This window comes from Gilliamella sp. G0441 (assembly GCF_050589305.1).
Classification (GTDB): Bacteria; Pseudomonadota; Gammaproteobacteria; order Enterobacterales; family Orbaceae; genus Gilliamella.
The window spans coordinates 46,112-59,674 of the sequence record NZ_JBNRJF010000007.1 but is presented as its reverse complement, the minus strand read 5'-3'; the positions used below and the strand labels follow the sequence as shown (position 1 = coordinate 59,674).

Here is a 13,563-nt window from a genome sequence, read left to right as displayed (position 1 = left end):
ATGCAACAATACTTAAATTATTCGAAAGAGTGGTTAGAACAACACGGCGCAATTCATACGGCTAAAGAAATTTGTCAACAACCTAAAATTTGGCGTGATTTGCTTCAATTACTTTCCCAAAAACAACCTCAAATAGAAACCTTTCTAACCCCTTTACTGGCTGATCCGAATTTAGTTATTATCCTTACCGGTGCGGGATCTTCCGCTTTTGGCGGTGTCGCCCTTGCACCATGGCTAAGAGAACAGACTAAACGCAATGTTTATGCTTATGGCACTACTGAAATTGTTGCTGATCCATTACAATATCTATCTGCCCATAAAAAAACATTAATTGTCTCGTTTGCTCGTTCTGGCAACAGCCCTGAAAGCGTTGCAACCGTAAAATTAGCCGATCAAATCGTTTCAGATTGCTATCACCTATTGTTAACCTGTAATCCCAATTGTGCATTAACCGATTATGCTAACCATAAAAATAATGCTCAGCGTATATTTCAATTAGTCCTGCCAGAAGGAACGCATGATCTTGGGTTTGCGATGACATCGAGTATTAGTAGCATGATATTAGCCACACTGCTGCTTTTAGGCGGTATCGATACTCATGATGCAAATGATGCAGTCATGAAAATTGCCACTATTTGTGAGCAACAACTTTTAAATTGGCAAACCATCACAAAACAATTAGCCCAAAAAAATCATGAACGAGTAATTTATGTTGGTAGTAGTTGTTTCACTGGCACCGCTCAAGAAGCCGCATTAAAAATTTTAGAACTCACTGCCGGTAAAATTGCAACCCGATTTGATTCAATATTAGGTTTACGCCATGGCCCTAAATTTATGATTAATGAAAAAAGTTTAGTGGTATGTTTCTTTTCTAACGATGCTTATATCCACCAATACGATATCGATTTATTTAATGAGTTAGAACACGATCGTATCGCAACAGATGTACTTGCTTTGAGCGGTCAGCAGAGCACGCATAAACAAATATTGTCGGTTGATTGTCATCTTTCCGATTGTTGGTTGATTTTTCCTTACTTAGTTTTTGCTCAAATGTTAGCGTTTGAAAAATCACTGAGTGTTGGATTAACCCCTGACAATCCTTGTCCTACCGGTGAAGTGAATCGAGTTGTAAAAGGTGTGACCATTTATCCATTTCATCAAATTTAAGTCATCAATCCGATTAAACCTTTAAATAAAAGGATATAAAAATATGAGTACTCCCAATATTCTTATGACACGTATTGATAACCGCTTAGTTCATGGTCAAGTCGGTGTGACTTGGGTGAATGCGCTTGGCGCTAATCTTTTATTAGTTGCCAATGACAGCGCTGCGCAAGATCCGGTACAACAAAATCTGATGGATATGGTTATTGCAGAAGGAATTCAAACGCGTTATTTCACCTTGCAAAAAACTATCGACATTATTGGCAAAGCAGCTGAACGTCAAAAAATCTTTATTGTTTGTAAAACACCACAAGATGTTCTAACTCTAGTTAAGGGTGGCGTACCCATTAAATTTGTCAATGTTGGTAATATGCACTTTTCTGAAGGGAAAAAACAGATCCATAAAACGGTATCCGTTGATGACAATGATATCGCTGCTTTTAAAGAGCTGGAAAAGTTAGGCGTCACTTGCGAAGTTCGCCGTGTACCGGACGAATCTGGCGAAAAAATAGCAGATTTACTCAATCTATCATCATAGCAAGAGGGGCAAATTATGTTAATGGATGCTTTATTGATAGGACTCCTAGCCGGTATTGCTGGGGTAGACTTATTTGACGGACTTACGCATTTACACAGACCAATCGTAATTGGACCGTTAGTTGGATTGATTTTGGGTGATGTAAAAACAGGTTTATATGTGGGTGGTTCATTAGAACTGGTCTGGATGGGCATGGTTCCACTCGCTGGCGCACAACCTCCAAATGTTGTTATAGGCGGCGTGATTGGTACCAGTTTTGCAATTTTAACGCACACCGAGCCTAAAGTTGCCATTGGGATAGCGGTTCCCTTTGCCATAGCGGTACAAGGTTGTATTACCCTTTTATTTACATTCTATTCGCCAATGATGCACAAATGTGATCGCTATGTTGATCAGCTCAATTTTAAAGGTATTGAGTGGGTGAACTATCTGGGGATGATAATTCTATTTTGTTTCTATTTCATTGTCGCATTTTTACCTATCTACTTTGGTGCTGATGCAGCAACCGCGTTAGTTGAAAAATCACCTAAATGGTTATTAGATGGGCTTAGTGTCGCGGGCGGAATGATGCCAGCAATTGGTTTTGCAATGCTAATGAAGATTATGATGAAGAAAACGTATGTTGCTTACTTTATCTTAGGTTTTCTGGAGGTGACCTATCTTAATTTACCTATTTTAGCCATTGCGTTAGGTGCTTTAGCCATTGCAATGATTGATTTCTATAATTATAGCCGTGATAACCATGACAGTAACAAGTCTGTAAGCGCAACTTCAGTGGAGGTAGAAGATGGAATTTAATGATGATCATGACCAAAAAATGGCAGATAAAGAAGAAAAACGTATGGCACAAGCACTCGCCACAAGTAAAGTCTCGGCAGATACGTTTACCGACCAAAGCCAAGATGTCACACTAACTAAAGGTGATATAAACCGAATGGCGTTTCGCTCATTGGCGTTGCAAGCATCATTTAATTACGAACGGATGCAAGCTGGCGGTTGGCTTTTTACCGTATTACCTGCATTGCGTAAAATTCATAAAAATAAGGATGATCTAAAAAATTCTATGCACATGCATATGGAATTTATCAATGTTCATCCTTTCGATGCGACCTTTTTATCTGGATTAGTCTTAGCCATGGAAAAAGGAAAAGAAAACATATCGACTATTCGGGCAGTAAAAGTTGCCTTAATGGGGCCATTAGGCGGAATCGGTGATGCGCTATTTTGGCTCACCTTATTACCAATCTGCGCAGGGATTGGCGCCTCATTAGCTTTAGAAGGAAGTCTGTTTGGTCCGATCATTTTCTTGTTAATGTTCAATTTAGTCCATTTCGGTCTACGTTTTGGACTTGCTCATTACGGTTATCATGCAGGAACCAGTGCGTTACCTTTATTAAAATCCCATACTAAGCGTATTTCACACGCAGCCTCCATTGTCGGTATGACCGTCATTGGTGCACTGGTTGCCTCTTACGTGCATTTTTCAACGCCGTTAGAAATTAATGCGGGTCAAGCGCATATTGCGTTACAAGCGGATGTGCTCGATAAACTTATGCCGAATTTGTTACCACTTGGATTTACATTAACTATTTATTACTTGATGAAACGTAACTTTTCACCCGTTAAATTAATTGGGTTAACGGTGATTATTGGTGTGGTCGGCAAATTAGTGGGAATTTTATAGAGGAAATTTATGTTAGGCGTAATATTAACAGGTCATGGTAGCTTTGCTACCGGACTTTTTGAAGCAGCAACACAAATCATTGGTGAACAAACACAATTTAATGCCGTTAATTTTCCTGATGGCATGAGTAGCGAACAATTAGCAGAACAGTTAAATACGGCATTAAAACAGTGTGATCGTGGTCAAGGTGTGATATGTTTGACAGATATTGTTGGTGGTTCGCCTTTTCGACTAGCCGCCATGTTGAGTTATCAATATAATAATATTGAAGTGATAAGTGGGACTAATCTGCCATTATTACTTGAAATATTATTACAGCGAGAGGATCTGGACTTAGCAACAATTCGTCAAGAAACCATTGAAAATGGGCAAAGAGCGATAACGAGCTTATGGCACGAGCACCAAAAAAAATCACCTAAAAATGAGGAGTGTTCTGATGGAATTTAAGCAAATCCACGCCAAACAAGTGTTAACACCGGTTGGCTGGCTTGATAATGTCATTGTCACCATTCAAAACGGAATCATCACGGATATCACACCGAGTGATAAACCGTGTCCTAATCAAATCAAACTATTACCGGCACTGATTGATACGCATATTCATGGTGTCATGGGCGCCGATACCATGGATGCGACCCATGAATCACTCAATACCATGAGCAATTTTTTAGCCCAACATGGGGTAGGTGCTTTTTTGGCAACGACGGTGACAGAAAGCCATGACAAAATCGAAGCCGCATTACGACAAGTTAAAAACAGCATTCAGCAAGGCGTAACAGGCGCAACTTTGTTAGGTTCTTATCTGGAAGGCCCTTTTTTTAATGCTATTCATAAAGGCGCCCACCCAGAAGCATTACTGCAAGCCCCCGATCGCACTACAATTGAAAAATGGCTAACCTTAGCCGAAGGAACATTAAAGTGTATCGCTTTAGCGCCCGAGTATCCCAATGCTTTAGCCATTATCAAATGGTTACGTCATCAAAATATTCGGGTCATGATTGGTCATACCAATGCAGATTATCAAACAACAAAAGCCGCACTTTTAGCGGGCGCAAGTGGTGTAGTGCATTGCTATAATGGCATGTCAGGACTACATCAACGTAACCCAGGTGTTGTTGGTGCAGCTCTCAGCATAGATCATTGCCAAACCGAAATCATTGTTGATGGTCACCATGTACACCCTGCCGCAGTTGCAATTGCCCATAAGTGTTGTGGTAAAAATTTACTTTTAATCACCGATGCTATGCGCGCAACGGGTATGCCTAATGGTGACTATTATTTAGGTCAGTTGCGAGTGCATATGAAAGATAATGTTGTTCGCACCGATGATGGAAACTTGGCAGGTAGCACATTAACTCTTGATTGTGCAGTTAATAATTTGGCAAATTTTACTAATACTTCTTTTGATAAGGCTTGGCTACATGGTAGTTATTACCCAGCCAAAGCATTAGGCATAGACAACACATTGGGTAGCATTGCGCCAGATAAAATCGCTAATTTGGTTGTTCTTAACGAACAAAATCAATTGATTGCAACTTTAGTCAAAGGCAATATCGTTTATCAATCTAATCAATTCAACGAACAATATATCACTCACCCCAAACAAGTTTAATAAATATGGAAAATGCTTGAATAATAACTCATCATTAATAGCAGTTGAGTTTTGATTTAAGCAAATTAGGAGATCAGATGAAAAAGATAATATTAAAGGGAATCATAGCATTAACAACTGTTTTATCTTTCAATGTACCAGCTATCGAAGCAGTGAACGATTTTACATTAGAACAAGTTGTTGTTTTTAGTCGCCATGGTTTGCGAGCACCATTAGCTAGCCCTAATAGTACGTTGGGTAAAGTCACGCCCAATCAATGGCCGCAATGGGATACGCCTGCGAGTTATTTAACGACTCGTGGTGGAGCATTAGAAAGCTATTTTGGTCACTATTTCAGTGAATGGTTAGTCGATAACAAATTATTAAATCAAGATCGTTGTCCAAACGACCAAGATGTTTATATTTATACCAATAGTTTGCAACGCACAATTGCCACCGGACAGTTTTTTGCAGTTGGTGCTTTTCCGGGTTGTCTTGTGCCAATTATCCATAAAGAAAAACTTGGCAGCATGGATCCACTATTTTTCCCTGTCATTGATGATAATAGTTCAGCCTTTAAACAAGCTGCAATTAATTCAATTAACCAAACTGCCGATACCAAAGGCATTGAAGGGCTGAATGAAAAATTGGGTAAAGCGTATCAAGACATGTCGACTATCCTAAATTACCCTAATTCAACCAATTGTATTACACATAAACAGTGTGATTTTGCGCATTTACCCACCGAGCTTATTATTGAAAAAGGCAAAGAACCTGGCATAACAGGCGCTCTTCGTACTGGAACCTCTATTGCTGATGCTTTTATCTTACAATATTATGAAGGCTCGCCTTTACATGATATTGCTTGGGGGCAAATAAAAGATAAGCAACAATTTGAACAGTTAGTTGCGATCAAAGAGTACTACAATAGCGTTTTATTTGGATCGCCCGTTGTGGCAAAACAAGTGTCAGCAAAATTAGTTAATTATATTAATCACGCTTTTTCAGAGAATGAAGTACATCCTAAATTTACGCTGTTAGTGGGACATGATTCCAATGTAGCCTCCCTACTTTCAACAATTAAAATTAAGCATTACACGTTACCAGAGCAGTTTGAAACCACCCCTATTGGTGGGAAAATTGTCTTTCAAAAATGGCGTAATAATCACAATGGCGAAGCACTGATGAAAATTGAATATTTTTATCAATCCACCGACCAGATCCGTGACTTAGTACAATTAAACCGTCAAAACCCACCGCATAAAGTCGTATTAGAAATGGAAAATTGTCCTATTAATGCTAATGGATTTTGTTCATTTTCAACGTTTAAACAAGTGCTGAATCATCTCATCCAATAACATTAATTTTATCGATCGTGTGCTTAAAAAGTCACTTAAGCACACTCTATCAAATCCTAAAACCTAACGATGTATTTTGATGTTAGCCGTGAGTCACTCATTTCATAAAAATAAAATGAGTTCACCATTATAACTATGAAAATCACTTTTTAGTGACAATACATACCCCCCATTAATAACTGACAGTAAGTGACTGCCAGTGTAATAAATTAACGCTCATTTCAAGTTAATTACCCATACTTTTCTATTATAATTTTCCTGCACTTCCACAAATGCGAATTTTTTCTTCCACAATTTTCGCCATAGCTAATTTAGCTGGTTGCATATAATGTCTTGGATCGTTAGCATCAGGGTTATGATTAAAATCTAGCTTTAACGCATCTGAAAAAGCAATTTTTAATTCCGTTGCCACATTCACTTTACAAATGCCTAAGGAAATCGATTTTTTTACCATCACTTCAGGGATACCCGATGCGCCATGTAATACCAGTGGAATATCAACTTTATCGCGTATTTTAGCTAATCGTTCAAAATCAAGTTTAGGTTCACCTTTATAGAGCCCATGAGCTGAACCAATGGCAACAGCCAGCGAATCGATACCTGTGCGCTCGACATACGCTTTGGCGGCATCCGGATCTGTAAATGCACTCTCTTTATCTTCAACAATTAAATCATCTTCTTGCCCACCAAGCCTGCCTAATTCGGCTTCAACACTTGCATTATATTGATGACTAAATTCAACCATTTTTTTCACAATTTCAATATTTTCTTCATAGGGATGATGTGAAGCATCAATCATAATCGAGCGAATACCCGCCTCAATTTTTTCTTTAATATCACTGATGTTTTCGTGGTGATCCAAATGTAACGCAAATGGAAAGCGCAGCATTTGTGCTGCGGTTTTGCAAATATTAATTAAGTAGGGTGTGCCTGCATATTGATAAGTTGACGGTGTTGCTGCGAGTATAACCGGTGATTCCATTTTTTTAGCTGTATCAACCACAACTTGAATGGTTTCCAGATTGTGTATATTAAACGCAGGTACGGCATATTTTTCACGTTGTGCTTTTTTTAACATCTCTTGACTAGAAATAAGATACATAAGTCACTCCTAATTAACCTTATATTTTTAGATAATTTTTGTAATTTTCACTTGTTGATAATAGTGGTCGTAATGACGCATATTCACAAACCCTGTCTGTGATTCCATGGCATTGAGCATTCCCATCGTCATAGCTCGAGCTAACATCACTTCAATCGATTCATTTTCATGCAAGCTGACTGCCAGCCCAGCTAAAGTAATATCTCCTGAACCCACCGGATTAATGACCTTAATTTGGGGAATTGAGGCTTGATAATATTGATGATGGCAACGCGCAAACGCTCCATTTTTCCCTAATGAGATAACAATAATCGGAATGTCACTTAATAACGGATGGTTGAGTGCTTGGATTAATGAATGGGTATCATCCGCATCAATCTTCATCTCAATGATTTGTTGTAATTCTTCTTTATTTGGCTTGATTAAATAAGGTTTGTGTTTTGAAATCAGTGTTGCATAGAGCATATTACCTGATGAATCTAACAACACCGGAATTTGACGTTTTTCAGCTTGTTCAATTAATTTAACATAAAAATCGATGGGAAAACCTTGAGGCAATGACCCCGATATTGTGATGATTTTGGCTTGCTCAAGCATGGTTTCATAATGGTTCAGAAATTGTTCAACATCATTATTATCCAACTCTGGGCCTGACTCTAAAATTTCGGTTTGATTGCCTTCATGCAAAATAGCAATGCAGTTTCTTGACTCCTGTTTAGTTGTATAAAAGCAATAAGCAATGTTATCTTTATCTAACTGCTTTTTAATGTATTCACCAGTTGTTCCACCAATAATGCCAGAGGCTAAAACAGGTATACCAGAAAATTTTATACCTCGGGTCACGTTAAGCCCTTTACCGCCAGCTGTCTTTTTTACATTCGATACCCGATTAATATCATCAATAATTAATTTATTTAAGGGGTATGCGATATCCACTGAAGGATTCATTGTAATCGTTAATATCATATTCTCACCTACATGTTAATGCTTTGTGAGAAATAACCATTGAGCAACCGTAATCTTTAAACTAACACCTATTTTCAACTGGTTAAAAAAGACTTAAACCGTATTGATGAAAATAACGTTTTTCGCTCCACTCAATTGTCTTAAAAAAGTAGTACACCATGATCAGAAAAATATCTCAAACCGCTATTAAATTGACGCCTTGCTGCTCAAATTCTTGTCGACACCTATCATCAATACCCGAATCCGTAATGATAGTGTCTAATTTATTGAGCGGTAACACGATGTTGATTCCATTGCGTCCAAATTTAGATGAATCTAAAACTGCGACGACTTTTTTAGCGGCATTTGCCATAATACTACTAATGGTGTAACCTTCATTAAACGTTGTTATTCCTCGTTTTGCATCGATTCCATCTGCGCCGACAAATAAAATATCAGCAGAGATGCCGTCTAACGATTGCTCAGCAATTTTTCCATGAAAAGAGCGCGTCTTGTGTCTGAGTGTTCCACCACATATAAATAACATAATGTCACTATTGTCGGAGAGAATAAAAGCAGAAGTAAGACTATTGGTAATGACAGTGATATGCTTTAATTTAACCAGTTCTTCAGCTATCAACATCGTGGTGCTACCACTATCTAAAATAATAATATCGCCTTCTTTAACATGTTTAACTGCTTCAATTGCAATGCGTTTTTTAGCTTCAATAAATCGCTGATAACGTTCTTCTAACTGCAATTCTTTAAATGATTTGATGTCATCATTGTCAATAATTTTGGTTGCACCACCATGAAATCTGTTTAGCACGCCTTGTTTTTCTAATAATCTAAGGTCTGTTCTAATGGTCACTTCAGAAACACCATACTGTTCTGACAGATCACTGACCAATACCGTACCTTTCATATTAAGAATATCTATAATTTGTTGGCGTCTTTCACTTGCGTTCATAATATTTCCTTTTTCGAAATCTTTTCAGCAGTGTATAACAAACAAAATCAAAAGATAAGTTTTCATTTTCAATGATTGACGTTAATCAATAGTTAATTGCAGTTGAGCAATATTTTTCCATTCATGGCTCGCCCATTTAAACTGGTAACTTGCTCAATAAACGAATCAAAATCACCTATACCGGCAACCAGTTCATCCAGTTTTATTTTTCCTTCTACAAAAAATTGGCTTACCAGTTGCCACTCTTTGCCTGGCCATGGCGCAGAATAATTCATCCAACTACCTAAAATTTGTAGTTCTTTTCGTAGAATTAAACTAAATATTTTTTCTGAAAGCGTCAGATCATTATGTAAAGTGCCAACCAAACCAATTTGAGCTCGTGGGCCAGCAATCTCAATGGCAAGTTTAACGGTAATCGGTGATCCAGCCGTTTCTAATACCAACTGATCAAACCGATTGATTGATAATGCTTGATAAATTTCATCTGCTGTAAGGTCTTTTGAGTTATAGACCTGATCTGCGCCTAAGCGTTTAGCTAGCAGAAGGCGATCGTCATTAATATCAAGAACAGTTACCGTTTTTGCACCCATTGCTTTTGCGCATTGCATAGCAAGCAATCCAATTGTACCGCCGCCTACAATGACCACGTTTTTATCTTGGCAACCACCAGCTAATAAAATGGCATGCATTCCCACTGTCATTGGTTCGAAAAAAGCCCCTTGAAGTGGTGTAACGCCTTTTGGCAATTTAAAGGCATTTTTTTTATTTAATAAAATATACTCAGCAAATCCCCCCGTTATTCTTGAGCCAACAAAGGTATAGTGCTTACAAAGTGAGTAATAATGTTTTTTACACTCATCACAAGCAAAACATGGCAATAAAGGGGCACATGAGATTAAATCACCTATTTCAAATTCGGTCACACCGCTACCTAATTCTGTCACAACACCACTAAATTCATGCCCCAGTGTAATAGGGTAAAAATGTGCGCCATGATGAAATATTCGAGGTATATCCGAGCCACACAATCCCGAATAAGCGACTTTAACTAAAATCTGATCCGGTGAGATTATTTTGGGTACTGGAATATCCTTTATAGATAACGTACCTCCTTCATTGACTAGAATCACTTTCATTTTATGTTCCTTTTTAAATAATCAATTTTGTTAATGCATGCTTTCACTGACATTTCAGTGAAAGCATAGAAATCAACTTCATTTCAATAACTTATTGCTTTGTGTTTATCGCCTCTATTTATTTAATTTTGCCCAGTTGCAACTTGATATTTTCGAGCTCGTTTCCATGTTAAAAATAGGCAGAAAAGATAGAAAATTCCAATAGCGATAAATCCAATAGGTTGTTTCAAATTGACTAGTTGAACCATGATATAAGTAATAGGCGATCCACCTTGATCCATAGCACCGACTGAAATACCGGTATCGGAATTGATCGTACCTGCATTGAGGGCTAATTGGGTCGTAAGTGGAATCATTTGTGTAGCAATCCATAGTGTGATAGCAATGATGATGGAACCAGAAAGAATAATTCTAAATAAATTACCTTGGTGAATCGCTACCCCCATCGCAATGAAGAAGCCAATCGTTGCTAAATCCCCAAAGGGTAAGACCTCATTACCCGGTAATATAATGGCGATAAAAATACTTAAAGGAATAAAAATTAAACTTGCCGAAACAACGGTTGAATGTCCTAATAGTAGAGCAGGATCTAAACCGATAAGAAAATCTTGTCCACCAAATTTAGATTGTAAATGTTTACGTGCCTGTTTAGATATTGGTGTTAAGCCATCCATAATCGGTTTAATTACGCGTGGCATCAATAACATTACTGCGGCTGTTTGAATAGCAAGTTGTAATGTCTCTTTAACGCCATATCCGGCTAATATTCCTAACAAGATCCCCATAAATAATCCAACAGTGACCGGTTCGCCAAACGCGCCAAATCTTTTTTGCATGTCAACGGCGTTAAAGTTAATCTTATTAATAACAGGTATTTTCTCAATCACCGCATCAACAAATACCGCAATTGGTCCACAATAAGCAGATGTGCCATGCGGAACAGCAATGCCTTCAAGTTCAAAAAACTCTTTAGTATCTTTGGCAAACCAATCCCCTAGCTTATAAGCAATAATGGCATGGACAATTACACCTGCGATACCTAACCAGTAGGATCCAGATGCGATATAAACCAGTGCACCAGTAAAGGTCATATGCCAAATATTCCAAATATCAACATTAACAACTCGAGTGAGTTTAGAAACCAACATCACAATATTGACGGCTATAGCAATAGGAATTGCAACTAAAGCAATTTGTGATGCCCATGTCATCGGCGCAGCGCCGGGCCAACCAACATCAATAACATTCAAACTGATATCAAATCTTTCTGCCATGGCTTTTGCTGCTGGTCCAACTGAACTTGTGAGCAAACCAACAACCAAACCGATTCCAACAAAACCGATGCCTATATGAATACCAGCTTTTAAGGCATCACCCACTTTCATTCTTAACACTAATGAAAAGAGAATAATCACAATCGGCAACATGACTGAAGGGCCAAGATCCAAAATGTACTGCATAATTTCGGTAAACATATACTTATCCTTTTAGAATCGACAATATTTTATCTTTTAGCTGATCAATCCCTACCCCCGAAACAAAAGGCATACCGTGTACAATCGGGATATCACCAAAAGTTTGATCCATTCTGGCTGTAGTACAGATCAAATCGACATCATCAATAAAAGTATTAATTTCATTAATACGACACTGAACAAGATCTAACTTAATATTATTTTCTTTGCAGAGTTCTTTTATCTCTTCTGCAGCCAAAGTTGATGTTGCAACTGCACCACCACACGCAACAATAATCTTTTTTTTCATAATGCCTCCTAAACAACTTTCTAATTAAATATCACGTTATTAAATCGCTCAGCTATCTGATCTTGCTGTGCGTTTAATAAGAAGTGATAGAACTCTTTATCTTGTAAATTTGAAAATAATGCTTTTAAAAGCGTGAGTTGATCTTCTGGTGAAGTCACGACCAGTGAAATGATTAATGAAACTTCTACAGTACTCTCTTCATCTGCTCGATTAAACGCAACAGGTGATCGTGTTCGAACAATAAAGATAGCCGGCGATATAGCATGCTCTGCTTCACAATGAGGAATGGCAACCGCATAACCATCAAGCGCAATACCCGTTGGAAATGTTTTTTCCCTTTCTATCAATGCTTCTAAATGACTTTTTTTGACAATCCCTTTTTGTTGTAGTTGTTCACTAATATAAGTAAGCGCTTCTTGTTCATTGTTAAATCGAAGATCATCTTCGATAAAGAGCTGACATTTGTTCATCTTTGATCACCCTTATTGCCTTTCTTCATTTTTTTAATGATACTTTCGAAATCAAAAGTAATAATGAAAGATTATTTTCTTTCGAAATTAAAAGCAAATGGCAATTATTATTTTTGTGATCGAAATCTATTTTTTAAGTAAAATTTGAAATTGATTGTGATAAATTTATGATTGGACATAATATAGTTCATGATCTTCATCACAAAAGCGCGTTCTCGATATTGAAAATATCATTAAAATACTCAGAATATTATTGATAAAAAACGGAAAGGTAAGAGGTCTTTGTGTCACAAAAAACTCAACAGGTGTTTGTATTAATGGGGGTATCAGGAAGTGGTAAATCAGCTGTTGCCAAACATGTAGCTTATGATCTTGATGCCGCTTTTTTAGATGGTGATTTTTTACATCCTAAAGCCAATATTTTAAAAATGCGCAGTGGTATGCCTCTAGATGATGAAGATAGAATGCCGTGGCTTCGTTTAATTAGTGATGCAGTATTTGCCATGAGCAATGTTAATCCTATTTCAATTATTATCTGCTCAGCGTTAAAAAAACAATACCGAGATATTATTCGAGGCGAAAATAAAAATATTCATTTTATTTATTTAAAAGGTAGGTTTGAGGTCATTGCAAACCGTTTAGCTGAACGTCAAGGTCATTATCAAAAAACGGGAATGTTACAATCCCAATTTGATACTTTAGAAGAACCCTCACAAGATGAAAACGATGTTTATACCGTTAATATCGAACAACCTTTAGCCGATGTAGTCAATGATACCGAATGTATCATACAGAAAATCTGTAACAGCTAAACAATCACTTTCTGCAATGATTGTTAATC

At 37.5% G+C, this 13,563-nt stretch carries 15 protein-coding genes; 8 read left to right on the top strand and 7 right to left on the bottom strand.

The window, feature by feature from the left end; genetic code table 11:
* From ACKJXD_RS07590 to agp, 7 genes are all read left to right on the top strand, one after another.
* On the top strand, positions 1-1,167 hold the full coding sequence (locus ACKJXD_RS07590) for an SIS domain-containing protein (protein WP_430875976.1): 1,167 nt from the start codon (positions 1-3) through the stop codon (positions 1,165-1,167).
* A gap of 43 nt (positions 1,168-1,210) precedes the next feature.
* Positions 1,211-1,702 (top strand): PTS N-acetylgalactosamine transporter subunit IIB, encoded by a 492-nt coding sequence (gene agaV / locus ACKJXD_RS07585; protein ID WP_220216365.1) that lies wholly within the window; start codon positions 1,211-1,213, stop codon positions 1,700-1,702.
* Between the two features lie 15 nt (positions 1,703-1,717).
* Entirely contained in the window at positions 1,718-2,500 is a 783-nt protein-coding gene (gene agaW, locus ACKJXD_RS07580) for a PTS N-acetylgalactosamine transporter subunit IIC (RefSeq protein WP_430875975.1), read from the top strand.
* Entirely contained in the window at positions 2,490-3,386 is an 897-nt protein-coding gene (locus tag ACKJXD_RS07575; protein WP_267350345.1) for a PTS system mannose/fructose/sorbose family transporter subunit IID, read from the top strand. Before agaW ends, ACKJXD_RS07575 begins: the two co-directional genes overlap by 11 nt.
* 9 nt (positions 3,387-3,395) lie before the next feature.
* A complete protein-coding gene (agaF, locus tag ACKJXD_RS07570) occupies positions 3,396-3,833 on the top strand; it encodes a PTS galactosamine/N-acetylgalactosamine transporter subunit IIA (protein WP_220216362.1) in 438 nt (145 codons plus the stop codon).
* Positions 3,823-4,998 carry an N-acetylglucosamine-6-phosphate deacetylase gene (gene nagA, locus ACKJXD_RS07565; protein ID WP_430875973.1) on the top strand — a complete coding sequence of 392 codons (1,176 nt, stop codon included), beginning with the start codon at positions 3,823-3,825 and terminating at the stop codon, positions 4,996-4,998. The genes agaF and nagA overlap by 11 nt, the downstream gene beginning before the upstream one ends.
* 77 nt (positions 4,999-5,075) lie before the next feature.
* A complete protein-coding gene (agp, locus tag ACKJXD_RS07560; RefSeq protein ID WP_430875972.1) occupies positions 5,076-6,335 on the top strand; it encodes a bifunctional glucose-1-phosphatase/inositol phosphatase in 1,260 nt (419 codons plus the stop codon).
* Positions 6,336-6,582: 247 nt separating this feature from the next.
* Here agp and ACKJXD_RS07555 read toward each other — a convergent pair whose 3' ends face one another.
* The 7 genes from ACKJXD_RS07555 to gatA all read right to left on the bottom strand — a co-directional run bounded on the left by ACKJXD_RS07555 (position 6,583) and on the right by gatA (position 12,722).
* Complete coding sequence (locus tag ACKJXD_RS07555) at positions 6,583-7,437, bottom strand: tagatose bisphosphate family class II aldolase (RefSeq protein WP_411604245.1); 855 nt, start codon at positions 7,435-7,437, stop codon at positions 6,583-6,585.
* A gap of 27 nt (positions 7,438-7,464) precedes the next feature.
* On the bottom strand, positions 7,465-8,403 hold the full coding sequence (locus ACKJXD_RS07550) for a hexose kinase (protein WP_430875971.1): 939 nt from the start codon (positions 8,401-8,403) through the stop codon (positions 7,465-7,467).
* A gap of 175 nt (positions 8,404-8,578) precedes the next feature.
* On the bottom strand, positions 8,579-9,352 hold the full coding sequence (locus tag ACKJXD_RS07545; RefSeq protein WP_430875970.1) for a DeoR/GlpR family DNA-binding transcription regulator: 774 nt from the start codon (positions 9,350-9,352) through the stop codon (positions 8,579-8,581).
* A 92-nt stretch (positions 9,353-9,444) separates the two neighbouring features.
* Positions 9,445-10,488, bottom strand: coding sequence for an alcohol dehydrogenase catalytic domain-containing protein (locus tag ACKJXD_RS07540; protein WP_430875969.1), 1,044 nt, complete (start codon positions 10,486-10,488; stop codon positions 9,445-9,447).
* 122 nt (positions 10,489-10,610) lie between these two features.
* Positions 10,611-11,963: a PTS galactitol transporter subunit IIC gene (locus ACKJXD_RS07535; RefSeq protein WP_411589617.1), complete on the bottom strand. Its 1,353-nt coding sequence runs from the start codon at positions 11,961-11,963 to the stop codon at positions 10,611-10,613.
* Between the two features lie 4 nt (positions 11,964-11,967).
* Positions 11,968-12,252: a PTS galactitol transporter subunit IIB gene (gene gatB, locus ACKJXD_RS07530; RefSeq protein WP_220216354.1), complete on the bottom strand. Its 285-nt coding sequence runs from the start codon at positions 12,250-12,252 to the stop codon at positions 11,968-11,970.
* Between the two features lie 20 nt (positions 12,253-12,272).
* Positions 12,273-12,722 carry a PTS galactitol transporter subunit IIA gene (gene gatA, locus ACKJXD_RS07525; protein WP_430875967.1) on the bottom strand — a complete coding sequence of 150 codons (450 nt, stop codon included), beginning with the start codon at positions 12,720-12,722 and terminating at the stop codon, positions 12,273-12,275.
* A 317-nt stretch (positions 12,723-13,039) separates the two neighbouring features.
* Here gatA and ACKJXD_RS07520 point away from each other — a divergent pair, with 317 nt between their 5' ends.
* On the top strand, positions 13,040-13,534 hold the full coding sequence (locus ACKJXD_RS07520) for a gluconokinase, GntK/IdnK-type (RefSeq protein ID WP_411599383.1): 495 nt from the start codon (positions 13,040-13,042) through the stop codon (positions 13,532-13,534).
* The last annotated feature ends 29 nt before the right edge of the window (positions 13,535-13,563 follow it).